Consider the following 26,327-nt stretch of genomic DNA (forward strand, 5'->3'; position numbering starts at 1 on the left):
CGCGGTGCGGAAAATATTCTAACTACCTTCAAAATTGAACCACTCACGGCACTTCGCTAGCGTTTGCTATACTTACGCTGCAAAGGAATAAAGATAGCAGAAAGGGGATGTCTGCACGATGCATGGAAAAAAAGGAATTGCGCTTTTACTATCTTCATTTCTCGTAATTTCGCTGGCTGCATGCAGCAGCGGTAATAACGGAGGAACTACACCAGAAGAAAGCGCGGCTGGAAGCAACGCGCCTAAGGACACCGCTTCATTAACGCCCTTGGGGAAATACGATCCTCCGATTGAAGTAACGGCTGTTCGAGGAATAACCGAGGGAACTAAGTACAGCGAAGGAGAATCCATCGACAACAACGTGTGGTCGAAGGCTTATGAGAGCGAGCTTGGCGTGAAGGTGAAGTATTTATGGACAACGCCGACCGCCCAATACGATCAGAAGCTTAACATCGCCATCGCTTCCGATGATCTGCCTGATATTACGCCTGTCAGCGCTTCCCAGCTGAAACGGCTGGTAGAGGATGGCGCTCTTGAGGATCTCACCTCTCTCTACGAGCAGTATGGGTCTGAGCTGACCAAAGGCATTATGTCGCAAGACGGCGGCAATGCCATTAAATCCGCGACCTTCGACGGCAAGCTGTACGGTCTGCCGAATATGACCTCCGGCCTTGGACAAACACATGTCCTATGGGTACGTACGGACTGGCTCCAAAAGCTCGGGCTGCCTGAGCCCAAAACGATGGATGACGTGACTAGAACCGCCGAAGCTTTCGTTAAGCAGGACCCGGACGGCAACCATAAAGCCGACACTTACGGCCTTGGCATCAACAAGGATATTTTCGGCTTTTACGCCGGTATGCAAGGCTTCTTCAACGGCTTTCATGCCTATCCGAACACATGGGTGAAGGATGCCTCAGGAAAACTGGGCTACGGCAGCGTACAGCCGGAAACCAAAGCAGCATTGCTTAAGCTGCAGGAGCTCTATAAGCAAGGTTTGCTTGACAAGGAATTCGGAACCAAAGACGCGACTAAGGTAAGCGAAGCTGCGAACGGAGGCAAGCTGGGTTTGTTCTACGGTTTCTTTTGGAACGCGGGCTGGCTGCAGGACGGAAAAAATACGGACCCAACAATGGAGTGGAAACCGATCTCGATCGTCTCAAGCGACGATCAGCCAGCCAAAGCCCAAGTGCCTTTCGCAATCAACACGTATTATGTGGTCAAAAAAGGAGCGAAAAACCCGGAAGCAGCCGTTAAGGTGCTGAACTTCGACTTTGAGAAGCTTTGGGGCGAAACTGCCCAGCCGGATATTTACAGCGTAAACAACAACACCGCCATTTTCGAATACGCACTCCTTTATGGCGAAGCACCTCGCAAAAATCTCGACGCCTATCTCAACGTGGTCAAGGCATTGGAAGCGAATGATCCCTCCGGCCTGAACACAGAGGAAAAAGGCTACTATGACAATATCTTGGCCTTCCGTGCGGGGGACCTTAAGCTGTGGGGCAATGAACAGATGTACGGGCCTGCCGGCTCTTTATCGGTCATTGACAGTTATTCCAAAAATGTGCAGCTAGTCGATGACGCCTACTACGGCGCACCTACACAAGGGATGACCGACAACAACGCTACGCTTCAAAAGCTGCAGCTAGAGGTGTTTACGCGCATTATCATGGGCGGCTCAATCGACGAATTCGACCAATTCGTTGCCCAGTGGAATGATCTTGGCGGCAATACGATTACCGGAGAAGTGAACGATTGGCTGGCTTCCCAGTAAGGGGCGCCTCCGGCAAGAAAGAGGCGAATAACCAATGAAACGTAAGACCATCCGAGAGCTGCCCTTTCATCTGATGATACTGCCGGGCTTTCTCCTGGTGTTCATCTACAGCTATGTGCCGATGGCTGGCATCATCATGGCGTTCGAGAGACTGGTTCCGTCCAAAGGGATGTTTCGGTCCCCGTGGGTTGGATGGAAAAACTTTGAGTATATGCTGCATCTGCCCGGGACGCTTAGCGTCCTCGGCAACACCTTCTTTATAGCAGGAATGAAGATGGCCGCCGGCATTGTCGTTCCAGTCCTGTTCGCGCTGCTGCTCAATGAAGCGCGTAATCGGCTGTTCAAGCGCAGCATCCAGACGATTATTTATTTTCCGCATTTTTTGTCCTGGATCATATTAAGCGGCATTCTTATCGATATTCTCTCTCCGTCAACAGGCCTTGTGAACAGTTTGCTCAGCTTGCTAGGCATTCCGTCTATTTATTTTCTCGGCGATCCTGATTGGTTTCCTTTCACGCTTGTATTGACGGATACTTGGAAAGAGTTCGGCTACGGAACGATCGTGTATCTCGCTGCTTTAACCAGCATCAATCCCGCTTTATACGAGGCGGCGTCCATGGACGGGGCAGGCAGAATGAGGCAGACGCTTAATGTCACCCTCCCCGCCTTGCTTCCCATGATCGTTCTGATGTCGGTGCTAAGCCTAGGCAACGTGCTCAACGCTGGCTTCGAGCAGGTGTTTAACCTGTACAGCCCGCAGGTGTACAAGACTGGAGACATCATCGATACGCTGGTATTCCGCATCGGGCTTGAAAATGCCAATTATGGCGTCGCAACTGCCGTCGGGTTGTTTAAATCAATCGTTTCCTTCGTCATGATCGGCGTTTCCTATATGCTCGCTTATCGGCTGACAAACTATCGGATTTTTTAGGAAAAGTGGGTTGACCATGAAAAAACACGCTTCGATAAGCAGACGGACGTTTCTCGCGTTCAACTATTTGTTCTTAACCGCCGTAGCCATTGCCTGCCTCTTCCCCTTGCTGAATGTGCTGGCTATCTCATTCAGCTCCAGCGCTGCCGTAAGCGCGGGGAAAGTAAGCCTCTGGCCCGTCGACTTCAATCTTAAATCTTATTCCTTTGTGCTCAGCAAGCCCGAGTTCGGTCGAGCCTTCCTGATTTCCTTGGGCCGGGTGGCCGTTGGCGTTCCGCTTAACATGCTGCTGACCATCTTGATTGCCTACCCTTTGTCCAAGCGAAGCCATGAATTCCGCTTCCGCAACGCTTACGCCTGGTATTTCGTCGTCACGATGCTGTTCAGCGGAGGCCTGATTCCCTGGTATATGACCATTAAGATGACCGGCATTATCGACACATTCTGGGCCATGATTTTGCCTGGCGCTGTACCCATCTTCAACGTCATTCTGTTGCTCAACTTCTTCAAATCGCTGCCCGATGAAATTGATCAGGCTGCTCAGATCGACGGGGCCAGCAGGTGGCAGGCATTGTGGCAGATCGCAGTCCCCCTTTCCGCTCCAGCAGTCGCTACGCTGACATTATTCTGCATTGTGACACACTGGAATTCGTGGTTCGACGGGTTGATTCTAATGAACAGGCCTGACAACTACCCGCTGCAAAGCTATCTTCAGACCGTAATCGTCAATCGGGATTTGTCGCTTATGGCGGCCCAGGACATATTGAAATGGGCAGAGGTATCCGATCGTACGTCCAAAGCGGCTCAAGTGTTTGTAGCCGTACTCCCCGTCCTGTTCGTCTATCCATTCCTGCAAAAATATTTTGCGGAGGGCATCGTAATGGGCAGCGTTAAAGGTTAACTGCGAACTTTATCCATTTCATCTACCAACAGAGGAGTAAAGAGAAACTATGGCAAAAATCGCATTTATCGGTGCAGGAAGCACCATTTTCGTCAAAAACGTTCTTGGCGATTGCATACTGACGCCAGCGCTTGCCGATGCGCACATCGCATTGCATGATATTGATTTGGAGCGCTTGAAGGAATCGGAGAAGATGCTGGTCAACTTAAATCAGAATCTTGGCGGCAAAGCTACCATCAAGGCTTATGCTGACCGCCGGGAAGCGCTTAAAGGCGCAGACTACGTCATCAATGCGATTTCCGTCGGAGCTTTCGAGCCCGTCATTCGCAGTGATCACGAAATGCCGCGCAAGTATGGGCTCAAACAAACCTATGCCGATACACTGGGCATGGGCGGCTTATTCCGGGGTCTTCGGACGATCGACGTCATGCTGGAGTTTGCAAGGGATATGGAGGAGCTTTGCCCCGATGCTTGGTTCCTGAACTATACGAACCCGATGGCTATTCTGACTGGTGCTATTTTGCGAGAAACCGGCGTCAAAGCTGTAGGCTTGTGCCACAGCGTGCAGGTTTGCGCGAAGGAGCTGCTGGAGGGTCTGGGCATGAGCGCCGAGGATGTACGCTGGCGCATTGCCGGCATTAACCACCAAGCCTGGCTGCTCGACATTACGCGCAGCGGCGAAGATCTGTATCCGGAGATCAAACGACGGGCAGCAGCTCGTATAGGGCCGCATGATGACATGGTTCGGTACGAGATCATGAACACCTTCGGCTATTATGTAACCGAGTCCAGCATGCACGGAGCCGAATATGTCCCTTATTTCATCAAGAACGCCTACCCGGAACTTCTGGAGAAATACAATATTCCAACTGAAAATTACAAAGGCTGGGGAGATAGCAATAAGCTTTATTGGGAACAGGCGATGAATGGACTTGTCAACAATGCTTCCGTGACCCACAGGCGCACGCATGAATACGCCTCTTATATCATGGAAGCGATGGAGACGAACATTCCATTCAAAATCGCAGGCAATGTACTCAATACTGGCGGTCTTATATCGAATCTGCCGGAGGAGGCTTGCGTAGAGGTATCCTGCATCGTAGACAGCGAAGGCGTCACGCCTACCCGCTTCGGCGCGCTTCCGCCGCAGCTCGCGGCGCTTAACCGTACGAACATTAATATGCAACTGCTCACGATTGAAGCGGCGGTTACACGCAAACGCGAGCATATTTACCATGCGGCACTGCTGGACCCGCACACAGGAGCAGAGCTGCCTATCGACAATATCAAAGCGCTGGTCGACGAAATGCTGGATGCCAATCAATATTTGCTGCCGAATTACCGGTAATCATGCAATTTTTCCAAGCAAGCGGCTGTCGTGCAGACCACGATATCTGCTTGCTTATTTATTTGGGGTGGTTCCTACAAGCTCTCTATCATTCGGATGCTCATATACAAGTTAAAAATGCAAAATCCGAAGCCGTAACCGCCGATGCTTCGAAGTTCGTTTCCCCCGAAGACACATCTGCCTTAGCCTAAAATATCGTTGTCAGGAATGGTGCACCTACAGATAACGTTCCCGACCCCGTACGTGCGGCCAGCAGCCGCAGCTTGCCGGCTGTATCGTCGTTCGAGACAGTGACCGCCTGCTGGGCATTATTTTTGGTGTAACCGATGTAAGTGAATCGTGCCGGATCGTATGGAAGCGTAAAATCGACGCCGGCAGCTGTCGTGTCATTCTCAAGTGACACTTGCAGCTCAATCGCCTGACCCGGGATTACGCCGTCTACGTTTGGAGTAAGCTTGACGAACGGCTCCAAGTCCGTTTCGGTATCGGATTGGATATTTGTGGTCCTCGCTGCATTCACTATTGATGAATTTCAAAGCGGGGCAGATTGCTTCACCCTGTACCAGTATTCATACTGCGATATGTAGCCAATCTTGTCATATAGCCGATTAGCCGCTTCGTTATTTTTGACGACCATGAGATAGCTCTCCGTTGCGCCCTGCTCCCGGCCCCAGTGAAGCAGGTGCAGCACAAGCTGCTCGCCGTAGCCTTTGCTTCGTTCGTTGACATCTGTGACAATATCGTACAACCCAACCCAGCCATCCTCAATGGCTGCATAGCCCGCCGCAACCGGTATGCCGTTCACCTGAAGCGAAGCAAAACATTTTATAAGCGGAGACTGCTTAAGCATGTTATGGGTGATAGCCCTCTGCTTGTCGGATAAGCCGCTAAAAACCATTAAGGCATCCAACCAGCTTTCCGTTGGCTCACTCTCAAGCCATACATCAACATGCGATGGTTCTTTGACATCTGCTATATGCACCGTTTTGATAACCGTCTGATCCATTCGCTCATACCCTCGGGCTGCAAGCACCTCGTCGAGATTGGCAGGCTGTACGAACGGAGTAACTTTAAATACCGTATTTAGATTCTGCATCGAGTATCGCCGCTCGCATTCGCTAATCTTCGTGTCCAGCATATACGTTTGCCCATACAAGGCTTGAACCGAGTTGGACCTCTTCGTATATCCAGCTGCGAAACGCATGAGCCAGCCGTCATACATCACCGTTTGAAGCGCAGGCCAGCCGTTCAGGCTCATTTCTTCGATTCGAAGCTGCAAAAGCCTTTTGATCGGTTCAACGTGATGGTTGTCATGCCATATGAAATCTTTCAAGTACTGTACCGTTTCAAACGGCTGCCCATCGACATCCATATAGTCTCCGCCATATTGCTCTTCCGAGAAAGCAGCAATCGTAAGTATTATCCTTTGACGGTTAGCGATGGCTTCGGATACGAGCTCGGATACCGGCGTGCTTAATCCATACTCCTTTGCCGCATCATTGAATTGGTCGTAATCCAAATGCTGAATGGCAAGCGGAATCCCCTCTTCAATCTTGGAGATAGCAGCATTGTAAAAGTACTCATCCCATTTCAAAATATGGGCTACAACCTCACGGACTGACCATTTGCCGCTCGCCACGCTCTGGTTCCAACAGCGCTCGTCATATTTTCCCAGATCGGCAATAAAGGTAGTCCACCTGCCAAAAGCAGACAGCAGCTGTTCTTTTTCTGCAGACATTTCTACTCTCCTCCAATATTGCGAATGAGCATTCTTTTTATTCATCATAATATAAGCCAAGTAGGTTCGCTAGAAAACTAATGTAAGTGCAGACAAAAAAAAGAGCTGCTCGCTGAGCAGCTGGCCAATCTATTCACAACTAACCGTCAACCATCCCGAATCGCTCTAATTGCTCTCGCTGATTGGCGCTTCGCAATATTTCCAGCTGCTTCGCACCCATCAAATCAAAATGCGGATACTGCTCACGAGCATGAATATATTTAGGATTCAATCCATTGGCACGACACCAGCTTGCAAGCTTCTCCAGATCGGAGCAGCCTACCTTAGTCACCGTCTTCATCCCCGGAAATCTTGGATCCAGCCAATAATGAGTTAGAAATGCGACTTCTCCTCTTGATACAGCTGCTTTCCATGTCTCGATCTCGCTTCGCTTAATGCCGAATGCCATATCCATTCGCTCCCTGCTGCTATTCACTTGCCTACAATGCAGATAGCTGCCTTTAAGGCATAATGTTTTTTACCCGGCCTACTTGGCCGTCGGCCAGCCTCACTTTAATGCCATGCGGGTGCTTTGGTGCATTCGTTAAAATATCTTTCACGATGCCGCGAGTAAGCTTCCCTGTTCGCTGATCCTGCTTCAAAACAATATCGACCTGCAAGCCCGGTTTTATCGCTGCGCGTTCTGTACCATTCATCGTTACCATTCCTCTGCTGCTCTTAATGTTGGCTTATAGCATAGCATATGCAAAGTAAAGATGCACATTATATAGACAACTGTTATACTTAACATCAAACGATGTTTACGAAAAGAGGAAATGTATTAATGTCTAACGCATTTAACGCTTTGGGTATTATTCCCAAGCTGAGCGATTTGCTTCAACAAGATGGAATTACCGAGCCGACACCGGTTCAAAAGCAAGCGATTCCGCTGCTGCTCAACGGGCAGGACGTCATCGCACAAGCACAAACGGGCACTGGCAAAACAATTGCGTTTGCGTTGCCTATTTTGCAACGGATTAATATAGAAAAAGAACAGGTGCAAGCCCTCATTCTAACACCGACAAGGGAGCTTGCCATTCAAATAACGAGCGAGCTCAAAAAACTCGTGCCTGCCGTTGGCGTTAGCGTCCTCGCTGCTTACGGCGGACAGGATGTCGACGCCCAAATTCGCAAGCTTCAACGTTCGCCGCATATCGTGGTCGCTACGCCTGGTCGACTTATCGACCATATGAAACGCGAGACCGTAAGCCTCGGCAAGCTGCAAATGCTCGTATTGGATGAAGCAGACCAAATGCTCCACATGGGCTTCCTGCCAGACGTTGAAAGTATTATTACCCAAACGCCGAAAGCGCGTCAAACGATGCTCTTTTCCGCAACCATGCCGGATGCGATCCGCAAGCTGGCAGCAGACTACATGAAATCTCCTGTTGATATTCGCGTACGCAGCACGAATGTCACCTTGGACAGCATTACCCAAATCGTCTATGAGACGACGGACAGAAGCAAGCAGCAGGCACTGGTTCATTTGCTTGAGCGCCATCAGCCGTATCTTGCCGTCATTTTCTGCCGGACGAAGGTTCGCGCCAAGAAGTTGAACAAAGAGCTGCAGGAGCTTGGTATTGAATCCGATGAGCTGCACGGCGATCTCACTCAGGCGAAGCGCGAGCAGGTCATGAAACGGTTCAGAGATGCCCGCTTGCAGGTACTCGTTGCGACGGATGTCGCGGCACGAGGCTTAGACGTTGAAGGCGTAACTCATGTTTACAACTATGACGTACCTCAGGATGGTGAGCTCTACATTCATCGTATCGGCAGAACAGGCCGCGCAGGACAAGAAGGAGCAGCCATTACTTTAGCAACGCCATATGATAAGAACCATCTGCTGCTTATCGAGCAGAGCATCAACGCCAAGCTTACTCGCCGCGCCATTGACGGCGAAGGCAACGAGACCTCGGTCCGCGCTCAAAGCAGCAGCGATCGGCCGGAAAGAGGCCGCAGCGCTGCTGGCAAAGGCGGCACACGCGGAGGCGGCGTTAGCAAGGCCGAAGGTGGGCGTCGCGGACGTGACCGTTCAGGCCCATCGGATCGTGGCGCGAAGCCTGGCGGGCGCAGAGGCGGGCGCGAGACTTTCCGTCCTGCAGCGGCTTCTGGCAAACGTACGGGCAGAACGGCAGAGGTTCGCAGCGAAGCTTCTGAGCAGACCAACGAAACAACTGGCTGGGCAGCACGCCGCGGAGAACGTTTCGATAACGCCAGCTCCGAGCGCGCAGGCGGACGCAGCGCCTCTGCACAATCCGGCGAACGTTCATCTAACCGCGGCAGCAGCCAGCGCTCAGAGAACCGTGGAAGCTCCTCCCGAGGAGGCGCACGCAGCGGCGGTTTTGGCGCACCGCGCGGCGCTGAGCATGCAGCAGGCCGCCCAGCGGCCTCAGTAGATAGTCCGTGGGAAGCAACACGCAAAGATATGAAAGCTACCAATGAGCGCAATGCGCCTCGCGGCAAAGCACAAACGGGCGGGCGTGGCGGAAGCCGCGGCAATGCTTCAGCTGGCGGACGCAGCAGTGCTCCTTCTGGAGGACGCAGCAGCTCGCGTGGCGGCAGCTCCACGAATAAGCCGCGCGGCGGGCGCAATCGCTAGTCGGATGAACAAAGTAGATCGATTCCGTTTTTGGAATCGGTCTTTTTCTTTGACGGACTTTTCTCTCATGCATAGGCAGCTGCTTTCCCCTATATTTATCCCCGAGATACCCGTATTGAATGGCTTGGCGAACCCGTGGGGCAAATGCCCAAATGTCGGGCACCCGAGACAAATGTCCAATCGTTCTGGGGTAATTTACATATGATACGGTATACCGAATGACGAGAAAACTAACCTAGAAATAACTGCTCGGAGTCGGAAATTCATTAAATAGGAGGAATTGGCATGTCCGGTGTACATGGAGGGTTTACGTCTTTAGGCGTAATTTTGGTATTGTTCATTCTTCTGGTAATCATATCTAAATCTGTCCTCTACTAAGCGTTATCACCCGACTACAAGCGTAAACGGCTGTCTCCGTCCTCTGTGGCAAAAGCAGTCGTTTCGCGGATATATATAAGCACATTTATATGTGAAATCATATAAATGCTTATATATTAATCAAAAACCGCCCGAGGCTGCAGCCTCGGGCGGTTTTTTCCAGTCAGCACCACGCATATTCACGAAGCGCCTTGGCTACTCCGTCTTCACTATTGGAATAGGTAACTGCGTCCGCAGCGCGTTTTACCTCATCAGGAGAGTTTCCCATCGCAATGCCCATGCCTGCAAATTCAAGCATCGTAATATCATTATAATAATTGCCTATGGCCAGAATGCGACTGCGATCGATCCCTCTAATTTCAGCAAGCTGCTGCAATGCTCGTCCTTTACTCGCTTCCGAATGATGGACGTCAATAAAGAAATCCCCGCTTCGGATAAAGTGCAGCACCTTCGGCCACTCGGCCCATTCCGCCTGTACGGCATCCATCTTCTCCTTCGAGCCGAATATCGTAAATTTCACGAGCCCTATCGGTAAGCCAAGCCGGAAGTCCTGCACGGTCGGTCTTGCTTGATAATGTCCGTACATGACCTCTGCATCGGGAGTCATGCTTTCAACCATCATTTCAAACGCTGTGTTCAAATCAAAATGGATGCCGTTATCTCTGCAATAAGCGACATAGCAGAGCAAGTGCTCCGGCACCATGTCGAACTGGTGTACAATGGTTTGGTCGTCAGCGTTGATCGTTGCAGCTCCATTATGGGTAATAACCGTCCCGTTTAGGCCAAGCTCCTTAAGTATCGGAATCGCACCAGATGGTCCCCTGCCCGTACACAGTACGATCTGAGCACCCTTCCCTGCAGCCTCCTGAACCGATTCCTTTATAACCTCCGTTAACACATGGTCATCTCTTAGCAGTGTTCCATCTACATCCAAAGCGATTAAATCATATTGCAAGCTCATTCTCCCACTCCCATTCCAATCTATCCTTCAATTAGCTCTCTATATTGTACAATTGTAACCTTATTTAAAAAATAATCACTGCACTGATCGCTTATGAGATCGCAGCAAATCCACTTCCTCTTCGGTCAGCTCACGATAAGAGCCTTCTGGAAGAGAATCATCCAATAGAAGCGGTCCCATGGATACTCTTTTCAAATAAACGACCTGCTTGCCAACGGCTTCAAACATTCGTTTCACTTGGTGAAACTTGCCTTCCATTATCGTAAGTGAAATTTCAGAATACATGCCATCCTCCCGCTGCTCATAGCGGTCAATCCGCAGCTTGGCAGGCATTGTTTCATAGCCGTCATCAAGCGTTACGCCTGCATTGAATGCTTGCTTGTCATCCTCGCCGACTTCACCTAGCACAAGTGCCTCATACGTTTTCTCGACATGCTTGCGCGGAGACAGCAGCTCATGCGCCAATTGCCCGTCATTAGTCAGCAGCAGTAAGCCAACGGTATCCTTATCCAGCCTGCCGACAGGAAATGGATCACGCAGACGGTCCTGAGGCTCCAGCAAGTCAATCACCGTTCGTTCGCGACCATCCTCCGTAGCAGATATAACCCCTTGCGGCTTATTAAGCATGAAATACACGACATCCCTGTATATCACAGGCGTACCGTCGTACGTTACCTCTGCAGCATCAGGATCTACTATAAGACCGCTGTCCTTGACTATTCGGCCGTCTACAGCCACCATACCCAGCTTAACCGCTCTTTTAATTTCACTGCGCGTACCAAGGCCCATATGCGCTAGAAGCTTGTCTACCCGTATTCGATTGCCCATTCTACATCCATCTCCATCCAGCCGGCAGCTCGTTTTTGATCATGCCTCCGGCATATTTGCCCCATCCGATCGGGAACCCATCTGCACAAATCAGTACATAGCCTTTGGTACCGGCACCTGCTTGCACCTTCATGTCCGCCTCACCCACAAACAAGGTTTCTCCTTTAAGAAAACGAAGCGTCTGTTCGTCGCTAGCGCTCCAGTTCACTGAACGTACAGCTTCCTCCTGCGTTAACCCCATGGCAAGCGGATGCGACGGCTCGAACCGGCCTCTGGCTGCTTCTCCGACATACCAACCTGCCCTAACGACACGCAAACCGTCCAAGGCAGGCAGCTCGGCAGGCTGCAGATAAACACGCGATCCGAATGCAACAGGCACTCCTGGCCAGCTTAAGGCGTTAACTGCGAATTGCTCTGCAAATTGGTACCATAGCTCAACTGGGCTAGCTTCTTGTATTTGTGCAGCTTCACCTTCGCGCCCCTGTGCGACTGTTCGTTTCGGCTTGTTCCGCTCGGTCCCCACGTTTAACCAATCATTCCTCGTCTGACGCTTAGCTGCGCGCCGCTCTTCTCTGGCATCCAGCTTCTTCTCGCGGTGCTTTACTCCAGCGCTTAGCGCATCACGTTTAGCGTTTGCAGCCTTAGCCGCGCCGTTTGCGAGCGGTCTTGCTGCAGCTGCGATTGCTGCGCCTGATGCTTCTTCCCTTATTCCACTTCGGCCAAGCACAGCCACGTAATGTCCTTCTCCTTCAAGGCGATGCGGCCATAGCCTAACCGTTCCTTTAATGCTTAGCAATCGCTCTTCGCCTAGAGCTCCGACATCTCCAGCTAAGTCGGCTCTGCCTGCTTCCCATCCATCGATATGGGGAACAGCAATAATTGTAAAATCGGGATGCTCCAGCAGAAAACGGGCTATCTGCTGCTCGTTTTCCTCCGGAGAGAAGGTACAGGTCGAATAGACCATTCTGCCTCCAGGCGCGAGCATCGCTGCGGCATGCTCCAGAATATCATGCTGCATAATTGTACATCGCTGAATCGAATGCTTCTCCCATTCCCCAATCATGGACTCGTCTTTTCGAAACATGCCTTCGCCTGAGCAAGGGGCATCTACGAGAATTCGGTCAAACCATTCCGTAAAAACAGCTGCAATCGCTTCTGGCTCCTCATTCAGCACAACGGCATTCCGAACCCCTGCGAGCTCGATATTTTTCGCCAAAGCCTTCGTTCTTTCTCGGGCGTTGTCATTCGTCACCAGTACCCCGGAACCTTGCAGCTTGCCTGCGATTTGAGTCGACTTGCCTCCAGGCGCCGCGCATAAATCGAGCACGCGATGCCCCCGCTGCACATCAAGCAGCTCAACCGGCGCCATTGCGCTTGGTTCCTGAATATAATAGAGCCCTGCATGATAGTGAGGATGCTTGCCGGGGCGTTCGCCTTCAGCATAATAGAGGCCATCCTCAGCCCAAGGGATCTGGCGGGTACCCTCACTCATCGGAGAAATTTCCCTCCATTGCTTCACATCGAGCTTTAGCCGATTGATTCTCAGCCCATATACTCTTGGAGCGTCGTAGGATGACATAAATTTGTCATATTCTTCTCCAAGTATCTTTTCCATCTTTTCCGTGAAATTACGCGGCAGATTGCCGATCATGCTGTATTCCCCCTGCCAATTTTCTTCGTTGCCCATCCTCTTACATACTATAGTGGCTTTGTTATATAATATATTAAAGTAAGGACATGCCCTATTCGTAGGCTCGTCCAATATAAATCCGTTTCGGAGGTAGTCGCACCCATGAAAAAGAAGCAAAAAGTCAAAATGATCTATGTGTATATCGGAATCATCGTCCTATTATTCGGCTTTATCTTCATCCTCAATAACAGCGGCAAGGTTAACGCATTATACGACAAAAAGGTGTCTGAGCTCAACCCTGCAACACGCAAGCAGCTTGACGATCCTAACTACCAGAATATCATATTGCCGGCTGTGTTGGATAAGAAGGTTGCCGACAAGGAAGATTTCTTTGTGTACCTATTCGCCTCCGATTGCCCTCATTGCCAAAAAACAACACCGCAGCTCATGCCGCTTGTCAATGAGCTTGGCATTGATTTACCGCAATTCAATCTAAGAGAATTCCCTTCATACTTTAACAAGTACCAGGTTGAATATACGCCAACGCTGGCCTATTTTAAAGACGGCGTTCAAGTTGACAAGCTCGAGGGCGGACTCGCCGAGGAAGGCACAACCGGTTACAGCATAGATGATTTCAGAGCCTTCTTCAATAAACATTCAGGAGCTGAAGCCAATTGATGAAGCGTCAGCGCTTAACGGATGAACAGATCGCGCAGGAGCACCAACACTCCCGCGTTCGAGGCATCTTGTATGCTTTATTGCTCGCTTTCGCATTTATAACCCTGCTCACTGCATGCGGCCTCGCGGATGACGACAAGGCAGGCGCTGAGCATCAGCATGGATCGGAAACCTGGCAGACGACGTCATCCTATGACGAGCTGCCGGCTTTTCTATCCGATTATACGCCCCATACGAGCGAGCTGTACAAGGCCGTTCATGACCATGCTCACATTATGAGCGGTATTTCCTGCTACTGCGGATGCGCGGAAGGCGTTGAGGTGGATAATCCGCATGATTCGCTCCTGCGCTGCTATGTGGCAGAGCATCCCGCTGATGAAGGCAGCGTCACGTGGACCAACCATAGCACGAGCTGCGGCATATGCAAGAAAGAAATGGAAGAAGTTATCGCTTTAAGCAAGCAAGGCAAAACTGCCGAAGAAATTCGCGAAACGATAGATGGCATGTACAAGCCTAAGAAATCTGTCGAGTAGTTTTGCCGATTGCGGCCTAAGATGCACGAAGGGGCTGTCCAGCAGGTTACGTTAACCCTGCCGGACAGCCCCTTTGACATTCAATTAGCTCTGATTGCCCTTCTTTGCTTTGCCAATCGCTGCTTGAATATCAAGGGACAGCTGGTTCAGCTCGTGGTAATCTTCTTTCTCGAACTTCTCGTTGAATTTCATCTGGAACTGCGCAGCTTCACGGACGCGGTGATAGAAATACAAGTCCTGAATGCCGTTGAGCACTTTGGAGACGACATTGGACTGCTCTTCGAACTCTGTCTGCGCATCGAGTATTTCTTTGCGTATGCTGGTCATTTCAGTGTCCAGCTGCGCTGCGGCCTCCGCTGCTTTTTTAAGCCGATCCCTAACATCCTCCGGCAGGCTCTCTTTAAACTTATAATTTAAGGAGTGCTCTATGGTTGCCCAGAAGTTCATCGCAAGTGTGCGAATTTGAATCTCCGCTAAGACAATCTTATAGCCAAGCGCGGTCTGTACCGGATATTCTACGATCATATGATAGCTCCGGTAGCCGCTGTCTTTGAAGTTAGTAATGTAGTCCTTCTCGTATACAAGCGTAAGATCCTTTCGCGTGCGGATCAAGCCTGCAACCCGATGGATATCATCTACGAATTGGCACATGATGCGAATGCCGGCTATATCCTCAATGCCTGTGTCCAGCTGGTCAGAAGGAACATTCAACCGCTTCGCTTTCTCCAATATGCTCGAAATTCGCTTTACCCGGCCGGTGACAAATTCTATAGGCGCATATGCTTCCCTTATCTTCAATTCAACCCGCATCGTCTTAAACTTTACTTTAAGTTCTTCAACCGCTTGTTCATAAGGCTGTAAAAAAAGATTCCAGTCTCTACCGTCCATCCGGCCGCCTCCTGTTCTTAAACGTGATCTGCTCCAACTGCTTCGGCAATATTGCGGTAGCCATCCTTGCGTAAACATTCCTTCAATCCGTTCGTCAATTCACGGAGAACGCCAGGCCCTTTGTAGATCAAAGCCGTATAGATCTCAACCAGCGAAGCTCCGGCGCGGATTTTATCGTATGCGTCTTGCGCTGTAAAAATGCCGCCTGAGCCGATGATCGGCAGCTGACCGCCAGTCTGGCGGTACACGGCGCGAATCACTTCTGTTGAGCGCTCGCGAAGCGGCTTCCCGCTAAGGCCGCCCGCTTCCTTCGCGGAAGGATGCTGCAGCCCTGTCCGGGATAAGGTCGTATTCGTCGCTATAATACCCGATACGCCGCTTTCCATTATGGTAGCTACAGTGAGCTCCAGCTGCTCGTTCGTCATATCAGGTGCAATTTTGACAAGCACCGGCTTGGCTTTTGCTCCTATTTTCGCCGCTTGTGTGTTTATTTCCTTTTTTACGGCGTTGAGTAAATTTCTCAGCTCTTCTCCATGCTGCAAATCCCGCAAATCAGGCGTATTAGGCGAGCTGATATTCACGACAAAGAAGTCTCCATATGTATACAAGTCCCGAATGCAGGTTTGGTAATCCTCATGAGCGAGTTCATTCGGGGTCATTTTGTTTTTACCGATGTTGACCGCGATTGGAATACGGTTTATTTTGCGTTTGGACAGCTTTGCCGCCATTGCGGCCGTACCTTCATTATTGAATCCCATTCGGTTGATAAGCGCTTCATCAGAAGGAAGGCGAAATAAACGGGGCTGCTCGTTGCCAGCTTGTCCCTTCGGTGTTACCGTTCCTACCTCTGCAAAGCCGAAGCCAACGCTGGAGAAGCCGTCAACGGCTTTGCCGTTTTTATCTAACCCGGCAGCTAGCCCCACGGGATGTGGGAAACGAAGTCCGAATAGCTCAGTTGCAAGCTCAGGCGACTCTGCTACGCCATACATCGCATGCATAATGCCATTCAAGCCAGGCACTGTTCCACCGGCTGCCAAACCATCGATGACGAGATGATGGGCCTTCTCCGGGTCCATTTGAAAAAAAATCGGTTTTAAAATTGAAGAATAAAGCAACTTACCCACTCCGATCTCAGTTGTATGTTCTACATGACAGTTTATCTTTTTTGCAGCAAAAAGAAAAGAGCCTGCACACAAGGTGCAAGCGTCTGTTATATTGCGGCTTGTCTAGAAAACGATTACAATGAGAACATATTCATTATTATTCCGAAATAGAGAGGTTGATTGTCGATGAGTTCACCCAAAAGAAAACCTGCAACAATGAAAGCAAAGCCAAAGGATGAGGTAAACAAAAAAGCGCTTGTTTGGATTGGCTCAATCGTTGGCGTTGTTATCATTGCCGTAGCTCTGCTTCTCGTTTTCACTTCGTAAGCCTCTTACGTCAACCATTTATAAACTTTCGCGGGATTGGTTTCATTCTGACTTGGCACCAGCTCGAAGCGTTCCTTCGGCTGCTGCAGCTTGTTTGGAAGCGTCCCGTTTTTTATTTGCACGATCGTTCCGAGCGGTACCATATCGAACAGCTCCTCAACGTCCTCCTTGCCCATACGGACACAGCCAAGCGATTCGTCTTTTCCGATGCTGTCAGGTTCATCTGTCCCGTGGATCGCATACAGCGTTCCTGATAATGTCATGCCTCGACTCCCGAAATCCCCATCATCACGCCCGTTCGGATTCCGCACCTTCTCGCTAATATAGAAGCTGCCTTCCGGTGTTTCCTCGCCGCCAAGTCCTACCTTATAGCTGCGAACGATTATATCACCCTGTACGACTGCAAGCCGGTGAGTAGATTTATCCACTACGATTGAAAGCGGCGCACTCCATTGCTTATCGAGAATGCCATTGCTCCCGACAATTGACTGCGCGTTAGGCTTCTCTGTTTGAGCTGGCTCGCTGCCCGTTTCGGTGGACGCTGGCAAATTCCCGCTTCCGCCGCTTGACTTCGCGGCTTTGAGCTTCTTAAGAATTTCAGGGAACATAGCTCTCATTCCTTCTCGTTCTCCAGAGATTACGTTGTTTGGATACGGCTGAATAAGGTCATCAAGCCGCTGCGGCCATTTCTTATACTTACGCTCATAATGGAAGACCGCGCTTGCAAGCGTCCAGTGCGTCTCCTGCCTCTCCTGCCATTCCGAATATTCCGCTTCGGCGGCCGAAGCATCAGTAGGTTCGCAGGAGCAGGTAAGACTGTCCAGCATATCGACATCCAGCTTGCCGTTTATCTCTTCCTTCTCCACGGCCATCAGCAGCCTTGTATTGCCTTTCCAATGCCGCCAGCCTGTATCTTCCTCCAATCTTGCGGCATACGTAAGCTGCGGCGCCTCCTTGCCAGCGGCAACCAAGCTGTTCCAAGCGCTGCCTATCGGATTCCGTTCTTTTCGGGGAATGAATACTACGCCTACAGGCTGCCTGCTGCCATCTACAGCTACGACAGGCTCAGAAGGATTAGGAATAAACTGTGCACCGTTTGCCGGAGCCAGCACTGCGAGCAGCAGAAGCAATGCTGTTAATGTGCCCGTTTTACGAAGGCGTCTTTTCTTTCGCTGGCGTTGGCCCCATTCCTTGACGAGCAGCAGCTGGCTTTCCGATAACGGATGACTTTCATGCTCGAAAGCATCATATACTTCCCCAGCTTGCAGGAAACAATAATTCGCCTTCCCTTCTTTGCCAGATGCCAGATACTGCTTGCCAAGCAAATACCACCCCATTTGGTTATCGGGGTGCTGCTTTACAAATTGCTTCAAATAGAATATGTCTTCTGGAGAGTCCATCCCCCATCCTCCCAACATGTGGCATATCCACTATATCGGCAGAATGACTGCTTGATTGTATCCCCGCGGGATGATGGATGCTGCAAAAATAAAAAAAGCTCTCCTTCGCTTTTAAAGCGAAAAAGAGCTTTTTTATTGGATCATGCCTAGTAGTTGAAAGGCACATCTGCGATTTTAATTGAATCCGTAGGACAGCCGTCAGCCGCATCCTGCAAATCGTCAAACATATCCTCTGGAATCTCAGTGTTTCCTGTATTACCATCTGCTTTATAAATAACCTCTGCAAGACCTTCGTCATCATAATCATAAATGTCAGGTGCAGTAGCTCCGCAAGCTCCACAAGCGATGCACGTATCCTTCTCAACCCAAGTAAACTTACCCATGGAAATTCCCTCCCAAAATAAATATATACGGAATAATCTCGTCTCTGATCAGTCAAGCTTCATTCATCAATATATAACAAACTATCATCCTTTTGCAAGGATGTACCGCGAATTCGTTTATTCCTAATTAAGGTTGAAGGGTCATCTCCAAGCATCCCCGCGGTTAATACGGCGTCCTCTCCATATTTATCGCGAAGCGTATCCATCGCCTTCGTGAGCGCCTCTTTGCGGGGCTGCTGTTCGTAGCTGAACAGATCAAGCTGCAGCGCCGAATCATCAAGCAGCGACAGGTTTTGGAGCGTAATGCCAAGCAGCCGAATCGGATCTCCAAGCATCCAATGCTTGTCAAATAGCCTGCATGCCTCTTTGTAGAAATCTTCGGATGTTTGCGTTGGGGCAGCCATCGTATGGGATCGGGCTATCGTTGTCATATCCGGTTTGCGAATCGTAAGCTGTACGGTTGTCGCGACCATCTTTTGCCTGCGCAGCCTCCGCCCCGTTTGGTCTGCCAGGTTGAGCAGCACACGATACACGTCCTCGCGGGCAGTAAGGTCGCTCGGCAGCGTTGTAGTATGTCCAATTGATTTGTTCCGTTCCCGGTTGGGATTTACTTCAGAGTGGTCAAGCCCATGCGCAGCGGATTTCATCGAAGATCCAACGACGCCAAAATGCTTGTTCAGCATCATTTCGTCGCTTGCAGCAAGTTGGCCGATCGTCCGAATGTTCAGCTTCGTAAGCTTGTCGGCTGTTTTCTTGCCGATGCCGAACAGCGTGTCGCAGGATTTATCCCAAAGGACATTTTTCACGTCGCGGATCCGCAGCACGGTAAGTCCATTCGGCTTCTTCATATCGGACGCCATCTTCGCAAGCAATTTATTCGGCGCAAGCCCTATGGAGCATGGCAGCGACCATTCCGACAGGATTCTCTTCTGAAGCGTTTCCGCAATTTCAAGCGGCGAGCCGAACATTTTGGAGCCCGTAATATCCATGTAGCATTCATCAATAGATACGGCTTCCACGAGCGGGGTGAATTGTCTAGCGATGGCCATAAAGCCATGCGAGTATTTCCGATATAAAGAAAAGTCCGGTTTTATTAGTATAAGCTCCGGACAAAGTTGTAGTGCCTGTCTTACTGTCATTCCCGTCTTAATTCCTTTGCTTCGCGCCGTATATGAGCATGTGACCAGAATTCCCTTGCGCTGCTCAACGCTTCCAGACACCGCCGTCGGCCTGTTCGCGTATTTCTCCGGCTCCTCGGCCTCATGCACCGAGCAATAAAAAGCATTCATATCTAAATGTATAATAACGCGGCCCTTGGCCGGATAATGCTCGTTTACATTCGTCATGGGTCTACTATTCACCGCCTATTCCTTGCAAAAAGCCTACATAAGCTTGCCCACCACCAGCATACAATTCCAGTAGGGTCAAGTCAACGACAGGGTAGTTAGCGTACAAAAATTACTTTTCCCCCTCTACTTTCGTTCGGACAAGTGTTATAATAGTAAATTATGATTTGAAAAGGCTATTAATGAAGGAGGCGTCCCGTTAATGACAACAAACATTTCCATATTTGATACGACGCTGCGTGACGGTACACAAGGTGAAGGGATTAGCCTGTCAGCGGATGACAAATTAAAAATCGCCCAGAAGCTCGACGCGCTCGGCGTTCATTATATTGAAGGCGGCAACCCAGGAAGCAACAGCAAAGACATTGAGTTTTTCCAACGGATCAAAGCATTCAACCTGAATGCCAAAATTACCGCATTCGGCAGCACCCGCCGAAAGAACAGCCTAGCTGAGCATGACGCGAGTCTGGTTCGCATCGCCGAGTCCGGCGTTCCTGCCGCAACTTTGGTAGGCAAGTCCTGGGATTTCCACGTACATACCGCACTGCAAACCACATTGGAGGAAAACCTAGCGATGATCTACGATTCGGTAGCTTTTCTGAAGCAGAACGGCATGGAAGCTTTGTTCGACTCCGAGCATTTCTTCGACGGCTATAAGAACAATCCCGAGTATGCGATTGCGGTACTGAAGAAAGCACAGGAAGCTGGCGCGAATTGGCTCGTCCTTTGCGATACGAACGGCGGTACGCTCCCAAGTGAAATCCATGAGATCGTTTCCCGCGTAAAACAAGAGCTTGTAACGCCAATCGGCATCCATACGCATAACGATTGCGAGCTCGCAGTCGCTAATTCACTGGCCGCTGTTCAAGCAGGCGCACGCCAAGTACAGGGTACGATTAATGGATACGGCGAACGCTGCGGCAACGCGAATCTTTGCTCGATTATCCCGAATTTGCAGATCAAGATGAAATATGATGTGCTGACAGATGACCAGCTCCGGTCGCTTACGAGCACGGCTCGTTATGTCAGTGAAATTGCAAATGTCCATATGCCCGTGGGTCAAGCTTATGTTGGCAATGCAGCATTCGCGCATAAAGGCGGCATTCACGTTTCCGCGATTATGAAGGATTCCAAAACTTACGAGCATATCCAACCCGAGCTCGTCGGCAACAAGCAGCGCATTCTTGTGTCCGAGCTTGCGGGACAAAGCAATATTATTTCCAAGGCCCAAGAGTTGGGCCTTGACGTGAACGCCAATAATGAGAAGACTAAACAGATTATGGACCAGATCAAAGAGCTTGAACATCAAGGCTATCAATTCGAAGGCGCGGACGCTTCACTTGAATTGCTGCTGCGCGAGGCATTCGGCGGCGAGGTTAAAGAGGTATTCAAGGTGGAATCCTTCAAAATGCTTGTAGAGAAAACGAACGGGCAGATGATTTCTGAGGCGATCGTCAAAATCAATGTCGGCGGCCAGCAGGTTTATACCGCAGCTGAAGGCAATGGACCGGTAAATGCGCTCGATAACGCTCTCCGGAAGGCCTTGGTGCAGTTTTATCCGAAGATAGATAGCATACACCTCTCCGATTACAAAGTGCGTGTAATCGACGAGAAGGACGCCACAGCAGCTAAAGTACGTGTACTTATCGAGTCCACTGGGCTTGACAATACATGGAGCACTGTCGGTGTTTCCAACAACGTGATTGAAGCCAGCTGGGAAGCGCTAGTGGACAGCATTCGATATGCCCTTCTCAATATGGTCAAAATCGACAACACGCATGTTGATCCGCTTGATCGAATTGGCCTCGTTAATCATTAATGCGAAAGGCAGTCCCGAAGTCAAATTCGGAACTGCCTTTTTTTGTTGCCACGATTTGCTTGCCATTATGCATGAACAAAGTAAAAGGCGTCTCCAGCAGATCTTATCGCTCACCGGATACGCCTTTATTGCTTACATCCACTTCTCAATCAACCGCTGCCATTCTTCATAAGGAATAACGCCGTTAATGCGTTCCCTTATGACTCCGTCTCCGTCGATCAGAAACGTTGTTGGGAACGTGTCTACCTTATATTCCTTCGTTACATCCCCTACACGGTCCATCAATATCGGAAACGTAAACTCATGCTCATTCACGAAATCTCTTGCCGCCCGCTCTTTATCATATTTCGTCGCGTTGACGCCATACAGCTGCATGGCGTCTCCATATTCCTCGTGCAACCGCTGCAGATCCGGAGCCTCCAGCTCGCAAGGGCCGCACCAAGAAGCCCAGAAGTTAACGAACATCAGCTTGCCTTGCTTGCCGCCAACCTCATAAGACTGTTCATCCAAAGCCGGCAGCTTAAACGCTGTTGCCTCGAATCCTGCTTTTGGTTTGAAATCCGAAGAAGGAGCCGCAAGCGTAACCGACTCCTTATCGTCCGTTCTATATTGAAACACAGCTAATCCAGCAAACAGCAGTGCAATGGTAAAAAGCGTAATGGCGCGTTTCATGTTGTACCTTCCTTCTCTCGCATTTTCATACAAAACGTATGGCTTCATCGTAACATGCTCGTTATGGAAGCTCAAGGCATGAAACCTATTAGCCACCAAAACGTCAATTCTTCACAGGTTGAAGGATTCATTCTCGCACTATTATCGGTTATTCCGCAATCGTTCATACGCGGGCTCCTGCCTGATTCGCGCATTTCATTTGATTTCGCTATACTAATCACATATTTATAAAGAAGAAGGAGGCGTCGATATGATTACGCCCTACGCAAAAGAATTCATTACGCAATTGGCTTACGAAAAGCTCGTGAGCATCTGTTTGGATGCTAAGCCTCTCGAGGCTTGCGGTATTCTCGCCAGCAGCATCGCCGGAGGAGAAGCAGGCGGCAAGGCCATTGTCGACACTGTCATTCCAATAACCAATACACATATTGATCCAACGCACTCCTTCACCTTCGACCCGTCCGAATGGACGGCAGCTTATTACAGCATGCAAAAAAACCGACAATCGCTTGTCGGCTTGTTCCATTCCCATCCGCGTACCGATGCCATCCCGTCTTCTAGCGACTCTGAGGGCTTCCTGCCTGCGTCCGAGCTTTCTTATTGGATTGTATCATTGCGCTGCAGCGAGAAGCCTGAGATTAAGCCATACCGCCGCATAGACGGTCAGTTTATTCCGCTCGAGCTAGTGCTTGCTTAAATAAGCATACAAATCTCCAAGCGTCGTAATATTTCGCTCGAGAATTCGTGCCAAATAATTTTGCCAAAGCTTTGCCGTCATAATCGAATCCTGTAGCGCATGATGCCGTTCCGTGATCGGAATACAGCAGCTGTCTAACAAGTCATCCAGACTGTAACCGTCAAGGTTCGGCTCCAGCCACTTGGCAACCATCATCGTATCCAGAACCCTATGGTTCAAGTTTACCTTGGAGGTTCTCCAAAGTGCTGCGTTTAAAAACTGCTTATCATGTCCAGAGGCATGGGCAATAAGCAATCTTCTGCCGACAAATTCCATGAAGTCATGCAGTACTTGCATTAAGTCTGGAGCATCCTGTACCATTTCATTCGTAATGCCAGTCAATTCAATGATTGCCTTCGGAATTTTACGTTTTGGATTGACAAGACTATAGAAGGTTTCGCTCTCCGCAACCTCGCCTCCACGCAGCAATACCGCACCGAATGAAATAATCTCATCCCCATTGTTCGGGTAGAAGCCCGTAGTCTCCAAATCAAACACAACGACCTCAAGCTCTTTCAGCGGCATGTCGAACATGGACTGCTTGCGCTGCTCTTTATTGACATTTCGAATAAACGCCATTTGCTGCGCATTTTGCGAGCCTAGCATAGAAGCGATGGCAGGCGTAAATCCTCCCATTTTGTATAGGTTCCACATACGACCGACGCCTTTTTGTTCTTTCATTTCTCCACCGCCTTACGTAAGCCTGCCCATTGTTTGCTTAAAAACCGCTCTTTGCAGTTTCTTGCCTAGACGCAGACTGCTCTTTAACTCATCCGTCATTTCCTTCGTCAGCTTCCGACTGGACAGCTTGCCATTATTGGCATATAAGCCGTCTGATTGTTCTTCCGTTGTCATTAAACGAAGTCGCAGTAAAATACGAAAGGCCTGCTCGTATATAACAGCATCATTCTCTGACAACCTTCCAGCTTTTACTAGCATTTTAATTCTCTCAATCGTGGAAGTCTCGCGAATGCCTACTTGAATGGATAACAGTCTAATCGAGTTAACCATCGGAATATAGGCGCCATACTTAATGTCCAAACTCCCTGCATCTTTGCCATACTGCTCCTTTAGCAGCTGTCCAAAGAAACCAAGAAGCACTTTATGGCGCAGCGTATTATCCAGCATTCGCTGCAAGATGATAGGATGATTCAGCATATCGCTGAAAAACAAGTCCTTCAGCTCGTCTAGCAGCCTATTGTCGCCATAGACGCAGCGGCCGTCCGCAATAATAAGCAAATACCGAACCGCTTCCCAAGCTGGCTCATCAAACCACTGGTCAAGCTTGGCACCCCACTCCGACAGCGACAAGCACCATTCAGAATTGCTGCTCAGAACATTCCCCTCACAAGGCGGATATCCAGTCCGTTGAAGATTCTGAACGATGATCTCACACAGCTCTTTAAAATACATTTTAACATTTGCTGAATCAGCTACTGGATCAACGTAGACAACACCGCTGTCTTGATCGCTTGACAAGGTTTGCTCTTTCCGACCGCCGCTGCCGAACAGTAGATATGCGTATGGCACGGGGGGAGAACCCTTCCCCAACCGTGCCATTTCCGCTTCTGCGAGGATGACCGAGCGTCCGATTACCGCATCGTGCACCTCATTTAATTGTTCATTAAATTGTTCGACCGGACGCGTAGGGAGAAGAGCTTCCATATGCTCGTGTATCTGATCCCGCAGGTTTCGCAGCCCTTCAACATGATCAGCAGATCCGATCTGCTTGAGCAGCTGCAATCGCACTGGATCATTCATGCGACGCCCTCTCCCTTCGGTCAGTCCATCATGGTTTTCATTATCCTTGAATGTTTTGACCTGATTTTTTCATTTGCTCAGGATAACCATAAGCGCCATGCTCACTAAGGTCAAGACCGATAATTTCTTGCTCTTCCGTTACACGGAAGCCCATGATAAGTTTCATTACGCCAAGCACTAGGAATGAAGCAGCAAGTACGAATGCGCCAACTACAACTACGGATTCGAATTGTACCCAAAGCTGTTTCCAGCTACCTGTATCGATCAATCCGCCAGTACCAACGCCAACTTTATCAGCAAGCGCTTGTGTTGCGAAGATACCGTTAGCAAGCGTACCCCACACCCCAGCTGCACCGTGGACGGACAGAGCGTAGATCGGATCGTCAACTTTGATTTTCTCGAAAAACTTCACGCTGTAGAATACAAGAACCCCAGCTACAAGACCAATAACAACTGCTGCCCATGGATCAACGAAAGCACAAGATGCCGTGATTGCAACTAGACCGGCAAGCGTACCATTTAGCATGGTCGTAATATCCGCTTTGCCTGTTACTGCCCATGAAATAAGAAGTGCTGCCACGCCGCCTGCGCCTGCTCCCAGCATCGTGTTGAAAGCTACATATCCGAAGAATCCATCGCCGATAGCTACTGTGCTGCCTGCATTGAATCCAAACCAACCCACCCATAGAAGCAATACGGAAAGTGCAGTAAACACTTGGTTATGTCCCAAAATTTCATTAGCAGAACCGTCTTTATTGAATTTGCCGATACGCGGTTTAAGTAATACCGTTGCCGCAAAGGCAGCAAGCGCACCTGTTAAGTGAACAACCGTGGAGCCCGCGAAATCTTGTGCTCCGTCTTCAGCAAGCCAGCCGCCGCCCCAGATCCAGTGAGCAACAACCGGATAAATGATTGCAATAAAGAACACTGTAAACACAATGTAAGAGGAAAGCTTTGCTCTCTCAGCGAAACCGCCCCATGCAATGGACAGCGAAACTGCAGCAAACGCTAATTGAAATAAGAAGAATACTGTTGATGGAAGGCTGTCGCCTTCTCCTGCTGCAACAGAAGGGTTAAAGAAGAAATCTCCCCAGCCGAACAATGCGCTAACGGAGCTGTCTCCGCCAAAAGCCATACCATAACCGAAAGCCCAATAAATAAGAGCTGCTAGACCAGTAGTGAAGATTGTTTTGCCGGCAACGTGACCAGCATTTTTCATTCGGGTAGAACCTGTCTCTAGAAGAATGAATCCGCCTTGCATAAGTAGTACGAGAATAAATGCGAGCATAACCCAAAGCGAGTTCAGACCCATGTTCAACGTTGCTGCGGAAGGATCCTCTGCAAACGCCATTACTGGAAACAATAAAGTGAAGATCCCCAAAGCTAACATCGTTTTCTTAATCATTACGACCACTCCCTAAGTGTTATGTTTCCTTACATGAGAGGAAAGACTTAATGTCATTATAGTCAGTAGTGCTCAATTTGACAATACATTTTCACTAAATTTATAAAAAAAATCAAACGTTCGGGATAAAATCTAACACGAACGTT

At 49.6% G+C, this 26,327-nt stretch carries 26 protein-coding genes; 10 read left to right on the forward strand and 16 right to left on the reverse strand.

Translation table 11 applies throughout. The features are described 5' to 3' along the window. Positions 1-118 precede the first annotated feature (118 nt). Genes FHS16_RS05890 through FHS16_RS05905 form a run of 4 tightly spaced genes read left to right on the forward strand, consistent with a single transcriptional unit; the run spans position 119 to position 4,957 of the window. Positions 119-1,777: an extracellular solute-binding protein gene (locus FHS16_RS05890; protein ID WP_183559896.1), complete on the forward strand. Its 1,659-nt coding sequence runs from the start codon at positions 119-121 to the stop codon at positions 1,775-1,777. Between the two features lie 34 nt (positions 1,778-1,811). Continuing rightward, positions 1,812-2,708, forward strand: a complete 897-nt coding sequence (locus FHS16_RS05895) for an ABC transporter permease (protein ID WP_183559897.1) — start codon at positions 1,812-1,814, stop codon at positions 2,706-2,708. A gap of 16 nt (positions 2,709-2,724) precedes the next feature. Further along, positions 2,725-3,609 (forward strand): carbohydrate ABC transporter permease, encoded by an 885-nt coding sequence (locus tag FHS16_RS05900; RefSeq protein WP_183559899.1) that lies wholly within the window; start codon positions 2,725-2,727, stop codon positions 3,607-3,609. Positions 3,610-3,658: 49 nt separating this feature from the next. After that, entirely contained in the window at positions 3,659-4,957 is a 1,299-nt protein-coding gene (locus tag FHS16_RS05905; RefSeq protein WP_183559901.1) for an alpha-glucosidase/alpha-galactosidase, read from the forward strand. 187 nt (positions 4,958-5,144) lie between these two features. Here the strand turns inward: FHS16_RS05905 and FHS16_RS05910 are convergent, their stop codons facing one another. The 4 genes from FHS16_RS05910 to FHS16_RS05925 all read right to left on the reverse strand — a co-directional run bounded on the left by FHS16_RS05910 (position 5,145) and on the right by FHS16_RS05925 (position 7,390). Further along, complete coding sequence (locus FHS16_RS05910; RefSeq protein ID WP_183559903.1) at positions 5,145-5,477, reverse strand: cohesin domain-containing protein; 333 nt, start codon at positions 5,475-5,477, stop codon at positions 5,145-5,147. A gap of 12 nt (positions 5,478-5,489) precedes the next feature. Next, complete coding sequence (locus FHS16_RS05915; protein WP_183559905.1) at positions 5,490-6,695, reverse strand: GNAT family N-acetyltransferase; 1,206 nt, start codon at positions 6,693-6,695, stop codon at positions 5,490-5,492. A 139-nt stretch (positions 6,696-6,834) separates the two neighbouring features. Further along, positions 6,835-7,143, reverse strand: coding sequence for a hypothetical protein (locus tag FHS16_RS05920; RefSeq protein ID WP_183559907.1), 309 nt, complete (start codon positions 7,141-7,143; stop codon positions 6,835-6,837). Between the two features lie 52 nt (positions 7,144-7,195). Then, entirely contained in the window at positions 7,196-7,390 is a 195-nt protein-coding gene (locus tag FHS16_RS05925) for a YwbE family protein (protein WP_183560496.1), read from the reverse strand. Between the two features lie 128 nt (positions 7,391-7,518). Here FHS16_RS05925 and FHS16_RS05930 point away from each other — a divergent pair, with 128 nt between their 5' ends. After that, complete coding sequence (locus FHS16_RS05930; RefSeq protein WP_183559909.1) at positions 7,519-9,333, forward strand: DEAD/DEAH box helicase; 1,815 nt, start codon at positions 7,519-7,521, stop codon at positions 9,331-9,333. A 541-nt stretch (positions 9,334-9,874) separates the two neighbouring features. Here FHS16_RS05930 and FHS16_RS05935 read toward each other — a convergent pair. The 3 genes from FHS16_RS05935 to FHS16_RS05945 form a co-directional block, all read right to left on the reverse strand. Next, the gene (locus FHS16_RS05935; protein WP_183559911.1) at positions 9,875-10,672 is read right to left on the reverse strand and encodes a Cof-type HAD-IIB family hydrolase; all 798 of its coding nucleotides are present in this window, start codon (positions 10,670-10,672) and stop codon (positions 9,875-9,877) included. A 75-nt stretch (positions 10,673-10,747) separates the two neighbouring features. Beyond that, positions 10,748-11,500 carry a pseudouridine synthase gene (locus FHS16_RS05940; RefSeq protein WP_183559913.1) on the reverse strand — a complete coding sequence of 251 codons (753 nt, stop codon included), beginning with the start codon at positions 11,498-11,500 and terminating at the stop codon, positions 10,748-10,750. A gap of 1 nt (position 11,501) precedes the next feature. After that, the gene (locus FHS16_RS05945) at positions 11,502-13,151 is read right to left on the reverse strand and encodes an RsmB/NOP family class I SAM-dependent RNA methyltransferase (protein ID WP_183559915.1); all 1,650 of its coding nucleotides are present in this window, start codon (positions 13,149-13,151) and stop codon (positions 11,502-11,504) included. A gap of 141 nt (positions 13,152-13,292) precedes the next feature. Here FHS16_RS05945 and FHS16_RS05950 point away from each other — a divergent pair, with 141 nt between their 5' ends. Together FHS16_RS05950 and FHS16_RS05955 are read left to right on the forward strand one after the other, a co-directional pair. Further along, positions 13,293-13,808 (forward strand): thioredoxin family protein, encoded by a 516-nt coding sequence (locus FHS16_RS05950; protein ID WP_183559917.1) that lies wholly within the window; start codon positions 13,293-13,295, stop codon positions 13,806-13,808. Further along, entirely contained in the window at positions 13,808-14,341 is a 534-nt protein-coding gene (locus FHS16_RS05955; RefSeq protein WP_246431651.1) for a PCYCGC motif-containing (lipo)protein, read from the forward strand. Before FHS16_RS05950 ends, FHS16_RS05955 begins: the two co-directional genes overlap by 1 nt. 84 nt (positions 14,342-14,425) lie before the next feature. Here the strand turns inward: FHS16_RS05955 and yjbM are convergent, their stop codons facing one another. After that, a complete protein-coding gene (gene yjbM, locus FHS16_RS05960) occupies positions 14,426-15,229 on the reverse strand; it encodes a GTP diphosphokinase (RefSeq protein ID WP_183559921.1) in 804 nt (267 codons plus the stop codon). A 17-nt stretch (positions 15,230-15,246) separates the two neighbouring features. Next, the gene (locus FHS16_RS05965) at positions 15,247-16,344 is read right to left on the reverse strand and encodes a quinone-dependent dihydroorotate dehydrogenase (RefSeq protein ID WP_183559923.1); all 1,098 of its coding nucleotides are present in this window, start codon (positions 16,342-16,344) and stop codon (positions 15,247-15,249) included. Positions 16,345-16,518: 174 nt separating this feature from the next. Between FHS16_RS05965 and FHS16_RS05970 the strand changes: the two genes are divergently transcribed. Continuing rightward, a complete protein-coding gene (locus FHS16_RS05970; RefSeq protein WP_183559925.1) occupies positions 16,519-16,659 on the forward strand; it encodes a hypothetical protein in 141 nt (46 codons plus the stop codon). A 5-nt stretch (positions 16,660-16,664) separates the two neighbouring features. Here the strand turns inward: FHS16_RS05970 and FHS16_RS05975 are convergent, their stop codons facing one another. From FHS16_RS05975 to FHS16_RS05985, 3 genes are all read right to left on the reverse strand, one after another. Beyond that, positions 16,665-18,059: a L,D-transpeptidase gene (locus FHS16_RS05975; protein ID WP_183559927.1), complete on the reverse strand. Its 1,395-nt coding sequence runs from the start codon at positions 18,057-18,059 to the stop codon at positions 16,665-16,667. 146 nt (positions 18,060-18,205) lie between these two features. After that, positions 18,206-18,442, reverse strand: a complete 237-nt coding sequence (locus FHS16_RS05980; protein ID WP_183559929.1) for a ferredoxin — start codon at positions 18,440-18,442, stop codon at positions 18,206-18,208. 59 nt (positions 18,443-18,501) lie between these two features. Next, positions 18,502-19,788 (reverse strand): DNA polymerase IV, encoded by a 1,287-nt coding sequence (locus FHS16_RS05985; RefSeq protein WP_183559931.1) that lies wholly within the window; start codon positions 19,786-19,788, stop codon positions 18,502-18,504. A 202-nt stretch (positions 19,789-19,990) separates the two neighbouring features. On the opposite strand from FHS16_RS05985, the gene cimA reads away from it, so the two are divergent. Beyond that, positions 19,991-21,607 (forward strand): citramalate synthase, encoded by a 1,617-nt coding sequence (gene cimA, locus FHS16_RS05990; RefSeq protein WP_183559933.1) that lies wholly within the window; start codon positions 19,991-19,993, stop codon positions 21,605-21,607. Between the two features lie 132 nt (positions 21,608-21,739). On the opposite strand, the gene FHS16_RS05995 is transcribed toward cimA, so the two are convergent. Next, complete coding sequence (locus FHS16_RS05995) at positions 21,740-22,279, reverse strand: TlpA family protein disulfide reductase (protein WP_183559935.1); 540 nt, start codon at positions 22,277-22,279, stop codon at positions 21,740-21,742. Between the two features lie 250 nt (positions 22,280-22,529). Between FHS16_RS05995 and FHS16_RS06000 the strand changes: the two genes are divergently transcribed. After that, complete coding sequence (locus FHS16_RS06000; protein WP_183559937.1) at positions 22,530-22,976, forward strand: M67 family metallopeptidase; 447 nt, start codon at positions 22,530-22,532, stop codon at positions 22,974-22,976. Here FHS16_RS06000 and FHS16_RS06005 read toward each other — a convergent pair. The 3 genes from FHS16_RS06005 to FHS16_RS06015 are packed head-to-tail and all read right to left on the reverse strand — an operon-like array spanning position 22,962 to position 26,181. Next, positions 22,962-23,696 carry a 3'-5' exonuclease gene (locus FHS16_RS06005; protein ID WP_183559938.1) on the reverse strand — a complete coding sequence of 245 codons (735 nt, stop codon included), beginning with the start codon at positions 23,694-23,696 and terminating at the stop codon, positions 22,962-22,964. The two genes, FHS16_RS06000 and FHS16_RS06005, sit on opposite strands and share 15 nt — an antisense overlap. A gap of 12 nt (positions 23,697-23,708) precedes the next feature. Continuing rightward, positions 23,709-24,776 (reverse strand): DUF294 nucleotidyltransferase-like domain-containing protein, encoded by a 1,068-nt coding sequence (locus FHS16_RS06010; protein WP_183559940.1) that lies wholly within the window; start codon positions 24,774-24,776, stop codon positions 23,709-23,711. Positions 24,777-24,816: 40 nt separating this feature from the next. Next, positions 24,817-26,181 (reverse strand): ammonium transporter, encoded by a 1,365-nt coding sequence (locus tag FHS16_RS06015; RefSeq protein WP_183559942.1) that lies wholly within the window; start codon positions 26,179-26,181, stop codon positions 24,817-24,819. Positions 26,182-26,327 lie beyond the last annotated feature (146 nt).

This window comes from Paenibacillus endophyticus, from assembly GCF_014192395.1.
Lineage (GTDB): Bacteria > Bacillota > Bacilli > Paenibacillales > Paenibacillaceae > Pristimantibacillus > Pristimantibacillus endophyticus.